Annotated in this window: 17 protein-coding genes; 8 read left to right on the top strand and 9 right to left on the bottom strand. The window is 32.1% G+C overall.

What is annotated here, in order from left to right; all coding sequences use genetic code 11:
- The first annotated feature begins 49 nt into the window (after nt 1-49).
- The 3 genes from KK2020170_RS04735 (at nt 50) to KK2020170_RS04725 (ending at nt 3,074) form a co-directional block, all read left to right on the top strand.
- Nucleotides 50-1,228: an acyl-CoA dehydrogenase family protein gene (locus KK2020170_RS04735; protein WP_221259663.1), complete on the top strand. Its 1,179-nt coding sequence runs from the start codon at nt 50-52 to the stop codon at nt 1,226-1,228.
- Nucleotides 1,229-1,346: 118 nt separating this feature from the next.
- Nucleotides 1,347-2,129 carry a DUF3050 domain-containing protein gene (locus tag KK2020170_RS04730; protein ID WP_221259662.1) on the top strand — a complete coding sequence of 261 codons (783 nt, stop codon included), beginning with the start codon at nt 1,347-1,349 and terminating at the stop codon, nt 2,127-2,129.
- Nucleotides 2,130-2,177: 48 nt separating this feature from the next.
- Entirely contained in the window at nt 2,178-3,074 is an 897-nt protein-coding gene (locus tag KK2020170_RS04725) for a metallophosphoesterase (protein WP_221259661.1), read from the top strand.
- 30 nt (nt 3,075-3,104) lie between these two features.
- On the opposite strand, the gene KK2020170_RS04720 is transcribed toward KK2020170_RS04725, so the two are convergent.
- The 7 genes from KK2020170_RS04720 to trmB all read right to left on the bottom strand — a co-directional run bounded on the left by KK2020170_RS04720 (nt 3,105) and on the right by trmB (nt 7,842).
- Nucleotides 3,105-3,437, bottom strand: coding sequence for a 2Fe-2S iron-sulfur cluster-binding protein (locus KK2020170_RS04720; RefSeq protein WP_221259660.1), 333 nt, complete (start codon nt 3,435-3,437; stop codon nt 3,105-3,107).
- Complete coding sequence (locus KK2020170_RS04715) at nt 3,437-4,495, bottom strand: NAD(P)/FAD-dependent oxidoreductase (protein WP_221259659.1); 1,059 nt, start codon at nt 4,493-4,495, stop codon at nt 3,437-3,439. Before KK2020170_RS04715 ends, KK2020170_RS04720 begins: the two co-directional genes overlap by 1 nt.
- A gap of 200 nt (nt 4,496-4,695) precedes the next feature.
- The gene (locus tag KK2020170_RS04710) at nt 4,696-4,935 is read right to left on the bottom strand and encodes a NifU family protein (protein WP_221259658.1); all 240 of its coding nucleotides are present in this window, start codon (nt 4,933-4,935) and stop codon (nt 4,696-4,698) included.
- A gap of 1 nt (nt 4,936) precedes the next feature.
- The gene (locus KK2020170_RS04705; RefSeq protein WP_221259657.1) at nt 4,937-6,079 is read right to left on the bottom strand and encodes an Mrp/NBP35 family ATP-binding protein; all 1,143 of its coding nucleotides are present in this window, start codon (nt 6,077-6,079) and stop codon (nt 4,937-4,939) included.
- A gap of 126 nt (nt 6,080-6,205) precedes the next feature.
- On the bottom strand, nt 6,206-6,541 hold the full coding sequence (locus tag KK2020170_RS04700; protein WP_221259656.1) for an MGMT family protein: 336 nt from the start codon (nt 6,539-6,541) through the stop codon (nt 6,206-6,208).
- Nucleotides 6,538-7,164, bottom strand: coding sequence for a LysE family transporter (locus KK2020170_RS04695; RefSeq protein ID WP_221259655.1), 627 nt, complete (start codon nt 7,162-7,164; stop codon nt 6,538-6,540). The genes KK2020170_RS04700 and KK2020170_RS04695 overlap by 4 nt, the downstream gene beginning before the upstream one ends.
- A 3-nt stretch (nt 7,165-7,167) precedes the next feature.
- Nucleotides 7,168-7,842, bottom strand: coding sequence for a tRNA (guanosine(46)-N7)-methyltransferase TrmB (trmB, locus tag KK2020170_RS04690; RefSeq protein WP_221259654.1), 675 nt, complete (start codon nt 7,840-7,842; stop codon nt 7,168-7,170).
- Between the two features lie 97 nt (nt 7,843-7,939).
- Here trmB and KK2020170_RS04685 point away from each other — a divergent pair, with 97 nt between their 5' ends.
- A complete protein-coding gene (locus KK2020170_RS04685; protein WP_221259653.1) occupies nt 7,940-8,992 on the top strand; it encodes a glycosyltransferase in 1,053 nt (350 codons plus the stop codon).
- Here the strand turns inward: KK2020170_RS04685 and KK2020170_RS04680 are convergent.
- Nucleotides 8,975-10,018, bottom strand: a complete 1,044-nt coding sequence (locus KK2020170_RS04680; protein WP_221259652.1) for a sensor histidine kinase — start codon at nt 10,016-10,018, stop codon at nt 8,975-8,977. The genes KK2020170_RS04685 and KK2020170_RS04680 overlap by 18 nt on opposite strands.
- On the bottom strand, nt 10,018-10,701 hold the full coding sequence (locus KK2020170_RS04675) for a response regulator transcription factor (protein ID WP_221259651.1): 684 nt from the start codon (nt 10,699-10,701) through the stop codon (nt 10,018-10,020). The genes KK2020170_RS04680 and KK2020170_RS04675 overlap by 1 nt, the downstream gene beginning before the upstream one ends.
- 180 nt (nt 10,702-10,881) lie before the next feature.
- On the opposite strand from KK2020170_RS04675, the gene KK2020170_RS04670 reads away from it, so the two are divergent.
- The 4 genes from KK2020170_RS04670 (at nt 10,882) to KK2020170_RS04655 (ending at nt 17,566) form a co-directional block, all read left to right on the top strand.
- Nucleotides 10,882-13,656 (top strand): TonB-dependent receptor, encoded by a 2,775-nt coding sequence (locus tag KK2020170_RS04670; RefSeq protein WP_221259650.1) that lies wholly within the window; start codon nt 10,882-10,884, stop codon nt 13,654-13,656.
- Between the two features lie 142 nt (nt 13,657-13,798).
- Entirely contained in the window at nt 13,799-14,950 is a 1,152-nt protein-coding gene (locus tag KK2020170_RS04665) for a hypothetical protein (protein WP_221259649.1), read from the top strand.
- 102 nt (nt 14,951-15,052) lie between these two features.
- Entirely contained in the window at nt 15,053-15,394 is a 342-nt protein-coding gene (locus KK2020170_RS04660; protein WP_315861813.1) for a T9SS type A sorting domain-containing protein, read from the top strand.
- A gap of 96 nt (nt 15,395-15,490) precedes the next feature.
- Complete coding sequence (locus KK2020170_RS04655; RefSeq protein WP_221259648.1) at nt 15,491-17,566, top strand: T9SS type A sorting domain-containing protein; 2,076 nt, start codon at nt 15,491-15,493, stop codon at nt 17,564-17,566.
- The last annotated feature ends 27 nt before the right edge of the window (nt 17,567-17,593 follow it).

Here is a 17,593-nt window from a genome sequence, read left to right as displayed (position 1 = left end):
GAATTGTTAGAAATCTTAATTACATTTGTGCTTTCAAATAAAAACAGACATGAAACCAGATTTATTTCAAGCTCCAGATTATTATCAATTAGACGATTTATTATCAGACGAACATAAAATGGTACGTGATGCTGCACGTGCTTGGGTAAAAAAAGAAGTATCTCCAATTATTGAAGAATATGCTCAAAGAGCAGAATTTCCAAAACAAATCGTAAAAGGTTTAGGAGAAATTGGTGGTTTTGGCCCGTATATTCCAGTAGAATATGGCGGTGCTGGATTAGACCAAATTTCATACGGCTTAATTATGCAAGAAATTGAAAGAGGAGATTCAGGCGTACGTTCAACTTCTTCTGTTCAATCATCATTGGTGATGTATCCAATTTGGAAATACGGAAACGAAGAACAAAGAATGAAATATTTACCTAAATTAGCCACTGGAGAATTCATTGGTTGTTTTGGTTTAACTGAGCCAGATCATGGGTCAAACCCTGGTGGAATGGTGACAAATTTTAAAGATATGGGAGATCATTATCTTTTAAATGGTGCCAAAATGTGGATTTCGAATGCTCCTTTTGCTGATATTGCAGTTGTTTGGGCTAAGAACGAAGAAGGAAGAATTCACGGTTTAATCGTTGAAAGAGGAATGGAAGGTTTCTCAACTCCTGAAACACACAACAAATGGTCGTTAAGAGCATCTGCAACTGGTGAGTTAATTTTTGATAACGTAAAAGTTCCAAAAGAAAATTTATTGCCAGGAAAATCTGGATTAGGCGCACCTCTAGGATGTTTAGATTCTGCTCGTTATGGAATTGCTTGGGGAGCGATAGGTGCAGCAATGGATTGTTATGATACGGCTTTACGTTATTCAAAAGAACGTATTCAGTTTGACAAACCAATTGGAGCAACGCAGTTACAACAAAAAAAATTAGCTGAAATGATTACAGAAATTACTAAGGCGCAATTATTAACTTGGCGTTTGGGTGTTTTACGTAATGAAGGAAGAGCTACTTCTGCTCAAATTTCAATGGCGAAAAGAAACAACGTTGATATGGCTATTCATATTGCTCGTGAAGCTCGTCAAATGCTTGGAGGTATGGGAATTACTGGAGAATATTCAATCATGCGCCACATGATGAATTTAGAATCGGTAATTACTTATGAAGGAACTCACGATATACATTTACTAATTACAGGTATGGATGTTACTGGTTTCCCTGCATTTAAATAATTCAACAATAGATAAAATTTATATAAAATGCTTCGTTATTTGACGAAGCATTTTTACTTTTGGAATAGTATTTGTAATTCTTGAAATAATAACATGCAAATACTAAAAAATTATTGTTATGAAAACCCAAATTATACATAAAAAAATAGAGCCATTCAAACAACAGCTCTTACAACATAGCCTTTACAATGAAATTAAGACTGTAGACGATTTACGTTGTTTTACTGAAAATCACGTTTTTGCAGTATGGGATTTTATGTCATTATTAAAAGCTTTGCAAAACTCTTTAACATGCACAACAACCCCATGGATGCCTATTGGAAATCCTGAAGTTCGTTATTTAATTAATGAAATTGTATTAGCTGAAGAAACTGATTTAGATAGTGATGGCAAACATAAAAGTCATTACGAAATGTATCTCGAAGCAATGCAGTCTTGTGGTGCAAATACGTCTGTAGTAATTGATTTTTTAAACGATGTTGAAGCTACCCAAAACATATTTGTTTCTATCAAACAAAGCAATTTACATCCTAAAGTTAAAGCATTTTTAGATTTCACTTTTAGAGTAATCGAAGAAGGTAAACCACATCAAATTGCAGCTGCATTTACCTTTGGTCGTGAAGATTTAATTCCGGCTATGTTTACAGAAATTTTAAAAGAATTTGAACAAAATTTTCCAAATAATGATTTATCAAAATTGGTTTATTACTTCGAAAGACATATAGAACTTGACGCTGATGAACATGGACCAATGGCTATGAAAATGATAGAAGAATTATGTGGAAATGACGATAAAAAATGGCAAGAGGCGGAAGAAATTTCAATCTTAGCACTTGAACACCGCATTCAATTATGGAATGCAATTGAAGAACAGATAAAAGAAAAAGAATTAATATGTTAAAAGAGCCGTTTGGCTCTTTTTTTTATCTTTATGTTTTAATTTATAAAAATGTCATCTCAAAATAGATTAAACAAAGCCTATAAAGAAGCCAAGCGAATTCAGTTTAGCAATCAAGATAAATTTATTTTATTTAGTGATTGCCATCGCGGTGATGCAAGTTTTGCAGATGATTTTGCAAACAATCGCAACATTTATTTCCATGCCTTACAAAATTACTTTAAAGAAGGTTTTTCATACATTGAATTAGGCGATGGCGATGAGTTATGGGAAAATTTATTTTTTAAAACCATTTTTGAGGCTAATAAAAACGTGTATTTGTTACTACAGAAATTTCATTTTGAAAACCGACTACACATGATTTATGGCAATCATGATATGGTTTATAGGAATGAAACCATTTTAAAAAAGAAACTATCTACCTATTTTGATGCGAGAAAAGGTAAAGATGTACCATTATTTCCCAATATTAAATATTACGAAGGAATTGTTTTAGAAAATAGCGAAACCAAGCAAGAATTATTTTTAACACACGGACATCAAGCTGATTTTATGAATTATGTCGGTTGGAAAATAAACCGATTTATGGTTCGGGTTTTGTGGAAACCTTTACAAGTTTGGGGCATAAAAGACCCAACAAGTCCAGCAAAAAATTATGTCGAACTTATAAAAGTTGAGCGAAGAATTAAAAAATGGATAGCTGACAACGGAAACAAAATTACAATTACAGGTCATACCCATCGTCCAAGATTTCCAAGTCCAAGTGAAAATGCTTTGCATTATTTTAACGATGGAAGTTGCGTTCACCCAAGAAGTATAACTGGAATTGAAATTGTAAACGGAACTATTTCATTAATAAAATGGTTTATCGATACTAAAGAAGACGGAACACTTCAAATTGTAAAAGATTATTTAGAAGGTCCGGCTAAACTTGAAGATTATAAATAAAAAAGCGAAGAATAATCTTCGCTTTTTTTATTATTGTTCTGGCGCTATCTGTACTTCTAACCCTTCTAATGCTTCAGAAATATGAATTTGGCAACCTAATCTACTATTTTCTTGAACATGATAGGCTTCGTCTAGCATAGCATCTTCATCTGGGTTTCTATCAATTGGAACCACATCGTTTAAAACATAAACTTGACATGAGGCACACATAGCCATTCCGCCACAAATTCCAAGTGTTCCTTCTTCGGCTAATTCATAAGAGCGAATCAACTCCATAAGGTTCATATTCATATCTGTTGGAGCTAAAACTTCGTGAGTTACTCCATTTCGATCAGTAATTTTTATAGTAACGTCTTGAGCCATTAGTCGATTGCTTTTACAACTGCTTTTTCTGCTTCTTTACGAGTTCCATCAAATCCATCTACACCAGAAACTGTAGTGTATTTTAATACATAACGCTTTCCTGGGTTGATTCGGTTATAAACACTTTGGCACATTAAAGTTGCTTCGTGAAAACCACAAAGTATTAATTTTAATTTACCTGGATAAGTATTAACATCACCAATTGCATAAATACCGTCAATATTTGTTTGATAATCTAATGCGTTATTTACTTTAATTGCATTTTTTTCAATTTCTAATCCCCAGTTTGCAATAGGTCCTAATTTTGGTGTTAAACCAAATAAAGGAATAAAATAATCACACTCTACTTTTTGGCGCGCTCCATTAATTTCAACATCTACAGCCGTAACTCTCTCGCTTCCATTAAAGCCTACAACCTCAGCAGGTGTAACCAATTTAATCTTTCCAGCATCTTTTAATTCTTTTACTTTTTCAACAGAATCTAAGGCGCCACGGAATTCGTTTCTTCTATGCACCAGAGTTACAGTATTTGCAACATTTGATAAGAAAATTGACCAATCTAAAGCAGAATCGCCACCACCAGCAATTACAATATTTTTGCCACGATATTTTTCTGGATCTTTTACAAAATAATCTACTCCACGGTCTTCTTTTTCGTAGAACTCAATATCTTTTAGAACTGGTTTACGAGGTTCAAAAGTTCCTAAACCACCAGCAATTGCAATAGCTTTAGCTTTATGTTGTGTCCCTTCTTTTGTGGTCACAATAAAGGTACCATCTTCTTGTTTTTCTATAGTCTCGGCAGTTTCTCCTAAAGTAAAACCTGGCTGGAACTGTTTTATTTGTTCCATTAAATTATTTACCAAATCACCCGCTAAAACTTCTGGATAACCTGGAATATCGAATATAGGTTTCTTTGGATATAATTCGGCTAATTGTCCTCCGGGTTGCGGTAATGCATCAATGATATGACATTTTAATTGTAATAAACCCGCTTCAAAAACAGCGAAAAGTCCCGTAGGACCTGCGCCAATTATTAGTATATCTGTTTCAATCATTCTATTATGCTTTCAATTGTTACAGTACAAAGTTCTGTATTTTGAAACTTTATTTTTGTGACATTTGTCACCTTTTGTTTTGCGTTAGGGATGGAAGTGATATCCTTTTTTGTTTTCAATAAATCTTAAACTTACAAAAAAGATAAAGCAAACAGCCCGACCGAGACAAAAACGTAGTTTTTCGTCTTGGTAACGCCCAACTAAGAAACGTTTTCTACTGTTTCTATTTGTGGTGCATATTTTTTTATCGTCGTTTCTACACCAGCTTTCATAGTACTAATGCTTAAACTACAACTTGTACAAGCACCTTCTAAACGTACTTTTACATGTTTGTCGTCGATAATTTCAACAAGTGTAATGTCGCCACCATCTGAATTTAGAAAAGGGCGAATTTCACTTAATGCTTTTTCGATGTTGTCTTTTATTTCTACTGTTGTCATTTTACTTTCCTTTAACTGCTGAACAACCAGCCATAGTAGTTATTTTAATAGCTTCTGAAGGTGGTAAGCTTTCATTTCTTTTTACCGTTTCTTCAACTACATTACGCGCTAATTCTTCGAAAGATTTCTCTAGTGGAGTTGCTGTTTGCAAAGCTGCTGGACGACCGTAATCTCCTGCCTCACGGATACTTTGAACTAATGGAACTTCTCCTAAGAATGGAACTTGTAAATCTTGTGCTAAGTTTTTTGCTCCTTCTTGTCCGAAGATATAGTATTTATTATTAGGCAATTCTTCTGGTGTAAAGTATGCCATGTTCTCGATAATACCTAAAACAGGAACATTAATACTTTCGTTATTGAACATTGCTACACCTTTTTTAGCATCGGCTAAAGCAACAGCTTGAGGAGTACTTACTACAACAGCTCCTGTTATAGGCAACGACTGCATAATAGATAAATGAATATCTCCTGTACCTGGTGGTAAATCGATTAACATGAAATCAATCTCTCCCCAATTTGCATCAAAAATCATTTGATTTAATGCTTTTGCAGCCATTGGTCCTCTCCAAATTACCGCTTGGTCTGGCTTTGTAAAGAATCCGATAGATAAAATTTCAACGCCGTAGCTTTGAACAGGTTGCATTTTCGATTTTCCATCTACCTCAACAGAAACAGGTTTTGCTTGTTCAACGTCGAACATTATTGGCATTGATGGTCCGTAAATATCAGCATCTAAAACTCCAACTTTAAAACCCATTTTGGCTAAAGCAACTGCTAAATTTGCAGTAATTGTTGATTTTCCTACTCCACCTTTACCCGAAGAAACAGCAATAATATTGCTAATTCCAGGAATTTCCTTTCCTTTTATTTGATTTGGATTCTCTTCTTTTGCTGGAGTTTCAACTTTAATATTAACCTTAACTTTTGCTTTCTCATACACTTTTTCGTGTATAACTTTCATTATATCAACTTCCGCTCTTTTCTTAATATGTAAAGCTGGCGTAGTTAAAACTAAATCTACTATAACTTCATCTCCAAAAGTTAGTACATTTTGTACAGCACCACTCTCAACCATATTTTTACCTTCTCCTGCAACCGTGATTGTTTCTAAAGCTTTTAGAATTTCTTTTCTATCTAATTTCATATGTAGATAATATTTAATTTTTTTATCTAAATTCTTATTAAGACTGAATTTTAATTGCAAAGATACCTTGAAAATGCATAAAGGCAAAAAGCAATTGTTAAAAGTTTAATAATAGTATTATAAATTTTATTTATATGGGTTGGGTTCCCAAAAATGTTTTTCAAAATCAACAATTTTATTTTCAACAACTTTAATTCCTTCAGATTCTAAAAGTTGCTGCATTAAATTAGTACCATCAAAATGGTGCTTACCCGTTAACATTCCATTTCGATTAACAACTCTATGTGCAGGTAAATTTCCCAAATTATGCGAAGCATTCATAGCATATCCAACCATTCTGGAAGATTGAGGAGATCCAATAGCTTTTGCAATAGCTCCATAAGAAGTTACTTTTCCTAAAGGGATTTGACGAACGACTTCGTAAACTTTTTCAAAAAAACTATCTTCTTTAGCTAAATTCATGCATTTAACATTTGATACAAAGAAGAAACTGCAACTAAACCTGTTATTGCTGCAATTAAAAAATTGATGTTGTTTGTAATAAAACCTACTTTATGTTCTACTTTTTTAAATAAAACCGCATATAGGTAAAAAATGCAAAATGTTCCTAAAGTTGCCGCAACTGAAAAAATAATTATTCCAATTAGACTAAAATGGAAAACATCTTTTGAAGCAAGTGTTAAACTAACAAACGCGTAATATGGAATTGCAAACATATTTAAAGACGAAAGTGTTAAACCATAAATAAAGCGGTTTCTTTTATCTTTTATATCAACTTCAACTTTTGGTTTTTTTGCACGAATCCCATTGTAAAAAAAAAACACAGTTAACAATATAAAAATTACAGTGCCAAATTTTTTGAGATTATCACTAAAATGTGGATTTGCATCTAAAAACTTTGCAAAATATGCCCCTACAAAACTTTGAATTAAGACAACACTTACAGCTCCAAATGCAAATAGTAAAGCATTTCTTTTATTTTCTTCTACACTTAGTTTAGCTATTGTCATATTTAACATTCCCGGTGCTATAATTCCTAAAGCAGCGATAAAAAAACCAAGAATAAAAGTCAATATAAAATCCATATTTTACTTTAGTTTAAATTTAATATACGTTATAGGTTTATTTTGTTCTAAATATTGACTTTCATAAAATGTTTGAATCCCTGTTACTTCTTCAGGAGCCCCTTCATTTCTATAAATATTGTGGTTTGCGTAAATCACCTCATGTCCTTCTCCATGTAGAAGACCAAGTGTATAGCCATGCATAAATTCACTATCAGTCTTTAAATGCATTATTCCATTAGGCTTAAGAACCTTTTTATAGTTCTGTAAAAATTCAGAATTAGTCATTCTATGCTTTGTTCTTTTGTACTTTATTTGAGGATCAGGAAAGGTAATCCAAATTTCATCAACTTCATTTTGAGCAAAGCAATATTCAATTAGCTCAATTTGAGTTCTAAGAAACCCAACATTATTCATGCCGCTTTCTACAGCAGTTTTAGCACCACGCCAAAAACGAGCTCCTTTTATATCGATTCCAATAAAATTCTTTTCAGGGTTAAGTTTTGCTAAACCAACCGTATATTCACCTTTTCCACATCCTAATTCTAAAACAATTGGTTTGTCATTTTTGAAAAAATCTGAGCTCCATTTCCCTTTCATAGAAAACTCACCAGAAACAACTTCTTCTCTTGTTGGTTGAACAACATTTAAAAACGTTTCGTTTTCTTTAAATCGCTTTAATTTATTTTTACTTCCCACCTAAATTTAAATTTTTGGTAAAATTAAGGAAATATGCCGTAAGATAAATTATATTTATTTTGCATTTTAGTAAATTGAAGTTATTAAACCAAAACTTTTGAATAAAAGAAAAAAAATTTTAGTTGCACCTTTAAATTGGGGATTAGGTCACGCCACAAGGTGTATACCTATTATTAAAGCACTAGAAAGTCATGAATTTGAACCTATTCTTGCTTCTGATGGTGTTGCTTTAGCATTATTGAAAAAAGAATTCCCACATTTACAACATTTCGAATTACCTTCATATAATATTCACTACGCTGAAAAAGGGAAAAATTTTAAATTGGAATTATTAAAGCAAGTTCCAAACATGATCTCAGCAGTAAGAAGTGAGAAAAAAGCAATTTCGAAGTTAGTTGATGAACTTCAATTAGACGGAATTATTTCTGATAATAGACTTGGTGTACAATCAAAAAAAATCCCTTCTGTTTTTATAACGCATCAATTGAATGTATTAACTGGAAACACTTCTTACATTACCACAAAACTTCATCATTTTTTTATAAATAAATTTAATGAATGTTGGGTGCCAGATTCTGAAGGAAGTGCTAATTTAACGGGAAGATTAGGCCATCTCGATGATCCACTAAAACATTTAAAATATATAGGTCCACTCAGTCGACTACATAAAAAATCACTGGCTAAAAGATATGAAATAATGATAATTCTATCTGGACTAGAACCGCAAAGAACACTTTTAGAGGAAAAGCTTTCAAGTGAGTTTTCTAATTATGAAGAACCTACTTTATTTGTAAAAGGAGTTGTAGAGAATGAACAGATAATTGAAAAATCAGGCAAAATTACTTATTACAATTACATGACTAGTGAACAACTTGAAATTGCTTTTAATGAAAGTGATAAAATAATTTGTCGTTCTGGTTATACTACAGTTATGGATTTAGCGCAACTTGGTAAAAAAGCATTTTTTATACCAACTCCTGGGCAATATGAACAAGAATATTTAGCTAAAAAATATAAACAAGAAGGAATTGCACCAAGTTGCAAACAGGAAAAGTTTAAGCTTTCTAAAATTGAAAAAATAGATTTATATAGAGGATTACAGAACTACTCAACTGAAATTAGATGGAAAGATTTATTTCGCCTTTTCTAAAGTAAATGAAAATTCAGACCCTACTCCGAACTCACTTTCAACATAAATTTTCTCGCTATGACTTTCAATAATATGCTTTACTATTGCAAGTCCAAGCCCTGAACCACCTTCGCTTCTAGCACCACTTTTATCTACTCGATAAAAACGTTCAAACAATCTCGGAATATGATGTTTTTCAATTCCTTCACCGTTATCGGTAATTCTAATAATAACTTTATTATTTACTAAATCTTCGATGCTAACTTCTGTAGTTCCGCCTTGCTTGCCATATTTAATTGAGTTTACAATTAAATTTGTTACAACTTGCTGAATTTTTTCTTGATCAGCAATTACTTTAATTGGCCTTTTATAATGTAAATCAAAAGTTAAGGATATGTTCTTTTTTGCCGCACGCATTTCTAAAAGTTCGAAAACATTTTGTATTAGTTCGACTATATCAAATTCAGAAGGCTCAATATTTATATCACCAGCTTCAAGCTTAGTAATCATATCTAAGTCCTTAACAATATAAATTAATCGCTCAACACCTTTTTCTGCTCTTTGTAAATACTTTTTTCGAATATTTTTATCATCCATCGCGCCATCTAAAAGTGTGAGTAAATATCCTTGAACTGTAAATAAAGGTGTTTTTAATTCATGAGAAACGTTCCCTAAGAACTCTCTACGATATTCTTCACGAATTTTTAAAGTTTCAATCTCTAGCTTTTTATCGCGAGCAAATTTTTTAACCTCTTTAGTAAGAGTTGCCATATCAGTAGTAATAGGTTGATTTCGGAATGAAGCGTTCTCTAAAAGAGAAACATCATCATAAATTTTCTTTACCCTTTTGTAAATAAATCTTTCAACTCTAAACTGAATAACAAAAAATGAAAAAACAAACGTAAAGAAAATAAAAAGTGTAATAAACCAATTATTTACGGAATGAAAATAATAATTGAACAACAATAAAACGGCTGCCGTAAATAAAGAAATATATAAGGAAGATTTAAAAGCAAATTTATATGACTTCTTAAAGTTAACTTCCATTAAAACTCTATTTTATAACCAACACCTTTTATGGTTTTGAAAAAATCATCCCCTATTTTTTCTCTAAGTTTTCTAATATGCACATCTATTGTTCTTCCACCTACAACAACTTCATTACCCCAAACTTTATCTAAAATTTCTTCACGAGTAAAAACTTTACCAGGTTTTGTAGCTAGTAAATAAAATAATTCAAATTCTTTTCTAGGTAAAACAATTTCTTCGTTATTGCGAACAATTTTATATTCTTCTCTATTAATCTCGATATCGCCTACTTTAAGTACATCTTTTGAATCATCTTCATCTTTAAGCCTTCTTAACAATGCCTTAACTTTACTTACTAGTACTTTTGGTTTTATTGGTTTTGCAATATAATCATCTGCACCAGCATCAAACCCAGCAACTTGAGAATAGTCCTCTGATCTTGCCGTTAAAAAAGTAATTATTGTGCTTTCCAATTCCGGAATACGACGAATATTTTCACAAGCTTCGATACCATCCATTTCAGGCATCATTACATCTAAAATTATTAAATGCGGGAGCTCCTTTTTAGCTTTACTAATTGCTTCTCTACCATTAGTTGCTGTTACGATTTGGTAACCCTCTTGTGATAAGTTATAACTAACAATCTCTAATATATCTTGTTCGTCATCAACTAATAAAATTTTAATATCCTTTTTTTTCATTTAAAATTTTCGTTGTGTTAGCGATTGTAAAGGTAAAGATAATATAAATAGTTCAAAGCGGTTAACAATTATTTAATCGGTTAACAATTTAGTAACCTTTCAAAAACTTTATTATAACGGTGCCGTAACACTGTGGTAATTTTATAAGAGTTCCTTTGCACCAAAATTTAACAACACAAAATGAAACTAAAGTTTTTAATCGGATTTTTATTTTTTGCATTTGTTTCTGTAGCACAAACAGGAACTGTAATGGGAGTAATTTTAGATAAGGAATTTAATGACGAACCATTACCATTTGCAAATATAACAGTTAAAGGATCAACACAAGGTTCTTCTACAGACGACGAAGGTAGATATTCTATCACTTTAAAACCAGGAAACTACACATTAGTAATCGCTTATTTAGGATATGAAACAGCCGAAATTCCTTTTACATTAAAAGCAGGCGAGAAAAAAGTAATTAATCACACCCTAGCTGCAAGTGGAGTACAATTAGCTGATGTAGTTTTAACACATACTGTTTCAAAAGAAAGTGAACAAGCATTATTACAAGAACAACAGAAAGCAGTTGAAATTAAACAGGCTATTGGCGCAGAAGAAATTTCAAAAAAAGGAATTAGTGATGTAGCAGCTGCAGTAGCTAAAACAACTGGTATTTCAAAACAAGAAGGTTCTAGTGATATTTTCGTTAGAGGACTAGGTGATAGATACAACTCTACAACATTGAACGGGTTACCTTTACCATCAAACAATCCTTCTACCAAAAATATTTCATTGGATATTTTTTCAACTGACATTGTAGAGTATATTGGGATAGACAAAACTTATAACTATAGAAATTATGGAGATTTTGCTGGAGCAAATGTAGATATCATATCTAAAACATACAAAGGAACTAGCATGATTGAAGTTGGAAGCGGAATGAATGTAAACTCTAATGCTATTTCTTTAAGTAAGTTCTATTTACAAGATGGCCCTAATTTTCACGGATTTAGTAATGAACCAATCCCTAATGACCCTCTTGGCGGATATAACTTTTCTACTAGTTGGGACAAACAAGGTAAAACTCCAATCGGAAGTTCAATATATTTAAGAGGAGGAAACACTTACAGTATAGGTTCTAGCAGCAAGTTTAGCTTCTTTTTAAATGGCTCATTTGACAACAGTTACAACTTTAAAGAAGGAGTTAGAAGAGGTGGTGTTGAAGCTAGTCAAGGTATTGCAAAAAAAGATTTTTACAGAAAAGCTTACGAATATCAAACAAGTTCGAATGCAATGGCTAATCTTAATTATAAAATCAACAACAACCACAATTTAAAATTAAATTCAATGTTTATAAATTCTTCATCACAAAAATTTGAAGAATTTACTGGAGTAATTGATATTTTTGATGCTGCTCCTGATGGCGGCGGTTATCTTTCACGTTCAACTTTTGAAAGAACAACTTTATTTATAAACCAATTATTAGGAAACCATAGTTTTGGAGAAAGAACTAACTTTGATTGGGGTATTTCTTATAACATGATGAACAATGTTATACCAGACAGAATGCAAAATACTTTTGTTCCACTTGATAATGATAATCCTTTAACTTCTCCTTTAATTGTCTCTGATTTAAATCAATCTGACAATCATAGATTTTTTCAAGATATGACTGATGATGAAGTTGCCGGAAATTTCACTCTAACTTATAAATTTGGTAAAACAGATGACGATAATTACAAAGGAAAATTAATAGCTGGGTATAGTGGAAGATATAAAGAAATCAATTTTGATGCTACTCAATTTAACTTTAACATATTACAACCTAATATAAATTTACCTTTTATAGATTTGAATAACATTGATGGATTTTTTAATCAAAATGGTATTGATTTAGGATATTACTCTATTCAAACATTCCGTGGAGGTTTAAATACTCCTAATGCATTAAAACCTCAAAACTATAATGGTCAACAAATAATTTCTGCAGGATTCGGAGCTATTGAATACCAATTTTCACCTAAATTATTTGTAATTGCAGGTTTTAGATCAGAATACATAATTCAAGATATATTTTATGACACTTCATTAAAGACTGGAAAAAAATTATTCGACACAATGGAATACTTACCATCTTTAACTGCAAAATATGAGATTAATGATAAGCAAAATTTAAAATTTGCTACTAGTAAAACATATACTTTACCTCAATTTAAAGAAAGAGCTCCTTTCTTATTTGAAGAAGTTGGACAAAGTTATTTTGGTAACGAAAACTTATATAGTTCTACTGATTATAATGCAGATTTAAAATGGGAATATTTCCCAGCTAAAGGTGAGGTTTTAGGGTTTACTGGATTTGGAAAGCTTATACAAAACCCTATTAACCAAGTAACAGTAGCTTCTGCAACAAATGACATATCTTGGGTAAACACTGGAGAAAAAGCAATTGGATTAGGAATTGAAGGTGAATGGAGAAAAAACATTCTTTCAATTGAAAACAGTAACTCTGAACAAACAACTAACTTAGGATTTGGATTAAATATTTCTTATTTATTTACAAATCAAGATTTAGACACTCAAAAAGTAATTGAAGAAAATCCTGGAATTAGTGTAGCTTTTACAAATGAAGAGTCAAGACTAACAGGTGCTTCAGATTTATTAATAAATTCAGACATAAGTTTCAATAAAACTTTTAGTAAAGAAAAATCTTTAACAGCTACTCTTTCTGGGGGTTATTTTTCAGATAGAATTTATGCTCTTGGTGTTACTGGAAAAGGAGACTTAGTAGATAGTGAGGTTATTACTTTAGATTTTATTTTAAAATTTAATGTAAATAAAAATATAAGTTTTGGTTTAAATGCTAAAAACTTAACGGATCCAACTATTGAAAGAATTCAAGACAAACAAAATGTAATTGTTGACTCTTACAAAAAAGGTAGAAACTTCAGTATTTCAATGAAATACACTTTCTAAATCTTTAGTTAACATTAAATTAATTTTTGGCAGATTTTTAACAAATCTGCCTTTTTTTTATTTAATAAACACATAACATTTAGATAAAGTAATTAAAATACTTCCGTATTAAATTTGTTTCAAGAAATTAAATAACACAAAAATGAAAAAATTATTATTATCAGCTTTATCATTTGCTGTATTAACTTTAGCATCTTGTTCAAGAGATGACGACAATTCAACTAATAGTAGTGGTCCAGTTTCTATTAATCCTGCTGATTTCAAAGGAGAATTATTAAGCGGTCAGTCTGCTACTTTGGATGCAAGCCAAACTTATAAATTAACTGGTTCTTTCATTGTAAGAGGAGGAGCAACTTTAACGATTCCTGCTGGAACTAAAATTGAAGCAACAGGTGGTACAGCTTCATATATTGCAATTGCGCAAGATGGTTTATTATATGTTAATGGAACTGCTACAAACCCTGTAGTAATGACAAGTGGAAATACAGTTAAAGCAACTGGAGACTGGGGAGGTTTAGTAATTTGTGGTAGAGCAAATACAAACAAAGGTGGTTCTACAGGGCAAACAGCTACTTCTGAAGTAGGTGATTTAACTTATGGTGGTACAGATAATACTGACAGTTCAGGTGTTATTCGCTATTTAAGAGTTGAATATACAGGTGCTGCTTTTAATGGAGATAAAGAATTTAATGGCGTTTCACTTTTCGGTGTAGGTTCAGGAACTGTTTTTGAATATGTTCAAGCTTACATGAGTGGTGATGACGGAATAGAATTCTTTGGTGGAACTGTAAATGCTAAATATTTAGTAGCATACCACAGTGAAGATGATGCAGTAGATTTTGCTGATGGATTTACAGGTTCTCTTGATTATGTTTACATTAAAGAAGTAGCGAAAGCTGGTGTTGAAGGTTCAAATAATGGCGATAACGGTGCTGCTACCCCTACAACAGATGCTTTATTAAAAAACTTTTCTATAATCAAAGGCAGTTTAGCAGGTTCTGAACACGGAATGTACTTAAAAGAAGGTGCAGGTAAATGGACATGTGAAAACATTTATATTGATGGATTTACAAAAGGATTAAAAATAAAAACTGCTGCTGAAGATCCTGCAGCTAATACTAATGTAGACAATGGTAACGTGACTTTTAATCCAATTTATTTTGGAGCATCAATTACTACACCATCTGAATATGCTGGTACTAATACAACTTATTTAACTGAAGGTACAAATAATGGAGCTGGGAATGGTGCTGGATCACCATCATGGGCTGCTGGTTGGACATTAGGTTTATAATTAAATTCAAATAAAAAGTTAAAAATCCCTCAAATTGAGGGATTTTTTATTTGGCATTACTTTTGTATTAAAAAAAATTGTAACTTTACTCAATTATAGATTATGCCAATGGTAAAAAAATACTTTTATATTTTTCTTTTAATGGTTTCTTTTAATTCTCTTAGCATTGTTGCACAAGAGAGTGGTAGTATTAAAAAACAAGATCCACCTACAATTGAAGGACTAACCATTTACCCAAACCCCTCAGGTATTGGCAAGGTTTATATTTCCTCAAAATCTACTTCTGAGAAAAAAATCGAAATTTTTGATGTACTAGGTAAAAAAGTTTTAGAAACTGTAACTTCTGGAAAAGAAGTTAATATCAGTTCTCTATCTCCAGGTGTGTACATTATTAAAGTTAAAGAAAACGAAGCTTCTGCTACTAGAAAGCTGATTATCAATTAACACTTTTTTAAGTGTTAACTATAATTTCACATTATAAATTAGGTAACTAAAAGAATTAGTTACTAACTTTGCTGTCGAATTAAAATTCTTATTAAAATGAAAAAACTTTACTTTTTATTTTCAATGCTTTTTGCATTTACCTTTGCTAATGCACAAGAAGCAATAATAACAGGTTACGTTGACTCTCCTTGTCCATCTGTAGTAGGTAGAACAGTTGAAATCTATGTTGACGGAACTGTAGACTTTACATCAGATGCAGGATGGAACTTAGTTAGACAATCTAATGGTGGTGGTTATACTACTAACATTTCTCTTGCTTCGTTAGGAACAGTAAGCGATGCTTTTGTCTATGTTACAAATGATTCTGCTACTTTAGCAAATGAATTTGGAATTACTGTAACTGCTTCTAATACTGTAGTATCATCAGCTATTAATGATAACGGAGATGACGCTTTTCAAATCATTGACGGATTAGCTGCTATTATCGACCGTTTTGGAGAAGATGGTGTTGATGGTACTGGTATGGCATGGGAACACGTAGATACTTATTATTATAGAGTAGATGGAACACCTGCTAATGGCGGGGCTTTTAATGCGATTCAATTTACTTTTGGAGCTCAAGATTTATTAGACGGAACAGGTTTATGTAATTCTGGCGCTGCTTTAAGTACGTTAGTGCCTTTCGGAACATATTCTACTACCGCTTCAACTACTCCAACAATTACAATTGCAGGTTCTGTAGCAAGTTTAGATTATTTTGAAGGTAACGGTCCTTCTGCTGAAGATACTTTTTCTGTTTCGGGAATTAATTTAACACAAGATATTACAGTAGCCGCTCCAACTAACTTTGAAGTTTCTTTAACTTCAGGAGCTGGTTTCGGTTCTTCTGTAATGCTAACACAATCTGGTGGTACAGTAAATACAACTACTGTTTACATTAGATTAGCTGCTGGTTTAACTTCAAATACGTATAATGGAGACATTACTGCTTCATCAACTGGCGCTACAAATCAAACGTTAGCAGTTTCTGGAGTTGTTTCTCCTGCTGTTCCACAATTTACAGTTTCTGGCGGAACTCCTGCAGCAATGAATTATGTTTTTGGTGCTGGTCCATCAAACGAAGATTCAATTTTTGTAGAAGGTTTATTTTTAACTTCAAATATTACTGTAACTGCTCCTGCTAACTTCGAGGTTTCTTTAACTTCCGGTTCTGGTTTTGCAAGTTCAGTTTCTTTAGTACCTTCAAGTGGCACTGTAGCTTCAACAGAAGTTTTTATTAGATTAGCTGCTGGTTTAGCTATTAATTCTTATGCTGGAGACATTACTGTTTCTTCTTCCCCTGCTGCAGACCAAATGGTTGCACTTAATGGGAACGTTTTTGGTGCGCCTACAAATTCATTAGTTATTATTGGTGTGTATGATGGTCCAAATACAGGAGGTGTTCCTAAAGGTGTTGAATTATACGCTTTAGCTGATATTGCTGATTTATCGTTATACGGAATTAGTTCTGTTGCTAATGGTGGTGGTTCTTCTGCAGGAACTATTGGTTTTACTTTCCCTGCTGATGCTTTAACAGCTGGTCAAAGTATTTTTGTTTCTACTGAAGCTACTGAATTTACAAACTTCTTTGGTTTTGCTCCTAACTACACAACTGGTGTTTTAAACATTAATGGTGATGACTCTGTTGAATTATATGAAAATGGAGTTATTATAGATACTTTTGGAGATGTTAACGCAGACGGAACTGGAACAGCTTGGGAATATTTAGATGGTTGGGCTTATAGAGTTTCAAACACTGGCCCTGACGGTACTTTTGTAATTGGCAATTGGACATTCAGCGGAATCAATCAATTAGAAGGAGCTACTACTAACGCTCTTTGTACTGTTCCTTATCCACTTGGAACTTATGTTAATACTTTAGGTACAAATAATTTCAATGCAATTGATGGTTTAGTAATGTATCCAAATCCAGTTTCTGGAAACAACTTATACTTTACTTCTACAAACAATGGTGAAATAAATGTTCAAATTTTTGACATCTTAGGTAAAGAAGTTGTTAAAGCTAATGTTGTTAACAATCAAGTAAATGTTTCAGGCTTAAATGCTGGGGTTTACGTTGTTAAAGTTACTGAAGCTGGAAAAACTGCTACAAGAAAATTAGTTGTAAAATAATTTACACTTTAAAATATATTAAGGCAC

It is taken from the genome of Flavobacterium okayamense (genome assembly GCF_019702945.1).
Classification (GTDB): Bacteria; Bacteroidota; Bacteroidia; order Flavobacteriales; family Flavobacteriaceae; genus Flavobacterium; species Flavobacterium okayamense.
The sequence above is the reverse complement of the archived record's forward strand: the minus strand, read 5'-3'. Positions and strand labels throughout refer to the sequence as shown.

Bases quoted from the DNA above. Each gene is read 5' to 3' on its own strand.
- KK2020170_RS04700 (WP_221259656.1), bottom strand. From the start codon at position 6,541: ATGAATTTAGCTAAAGAAGATAGTTTTTTTGAAAAAGTTTACGAAGTC.
- KK2020170_RS04725 (WP_221259661.1), top strand. From the start codon at position 2,178: ATGTCATCTCAAAATAGATTAAACAAAGCCTATAAAGAAGCCAAGCGA.
- KK2020170_RS04675 (WP_221259651.1), bottom strand. From the start codon at position 10,701: ATGAAAAAAAAGGATATTAAAATTTTATTAGTTGATGACGAACAAGAT.
- KK2020170_RS04735 (WP_221259663.1), top strand. From the start codon at position 50: ATGAAACCAGATTTATTTCAAGCTCCAGATTATTATCAATTAGACGAT.
- KK2020170_RS04670 (WP_221259650.1), top strand. From the start codon at position 10,882: ATGAAACTAAAGTTTTTAATCGGATTTTTATTTTTTGCATTTGTTTCT.
- KK2020170_RS04705 (WP_221259657.1), bottom strand. From the start codon at position 6,079: ATGAAATTAGATAGAAAAGAAATTCTAAAAGCTTTAGAAACAATCACG.
- KK2020170_RS04655 (WP_221259648.1), top strand. From the start codon at position 15,491: ATGAAAAAACTTTACTTTTTATTTTCAATGCTTTTTGCATTTACCTTT.
- KK2020170_RS04710 (WP_221259658.1), bottom strand. From the start codon at position 4,935: ATGACAACAGTAGAAATAAAAGACAACATCGAAAAAGCATTAAGTGAA.
- KK2020170_RS04660 (WP_315861813.1), top strand. From the start codon at position 15,053: ATGCCAATGGTAAAAAAATACTTTTATATTTTTCTTTTAATGGTTTCT.
- KK2020170_RS04720 (WP_221259660.1), bottom strand. From the start codon at position 3,437: ATGGCTCAAGACGTTACTATAAAAATTACTGATCGAAATGGAGTAACT.
- KK2020170_RS04695 (WP_221259655.1), bottom strand. From the start codon at position 7,164: ATGGATTTTATATTGACTTTTATTCTTGGTTTTTTTATCGCTGCTTTA.
- KK2020170_RS04665 (WP_221259649.1), top strand. From the start codon at position 13,799: ATGAAAAAATTATTATTATCAGCTTTATCATTTGCTGTATTAACTTTA.
- KK2020170_RS04680 (WP_221259652.1), bottom strand. From the start codon at position 10,018: ATGGAAGTTAACTTTAAGAAGTCATATAAATTTGCTTTTAAATCTTCC.
- KK2020170_RS04715 (WP_221259659.1), bottom strand. From the start codon at position 4,495: ATGATTGAAACAGATATACTAATAATTGGCGCAGGTCCTACGGGACTT.
- KK2020170_RS04730 (WP_221259662.1), top strand. From the start codon at position 1,347: ATGAAAACCCAAATTATACATAAAAAAATAGAGCCATTCAAACAACAG.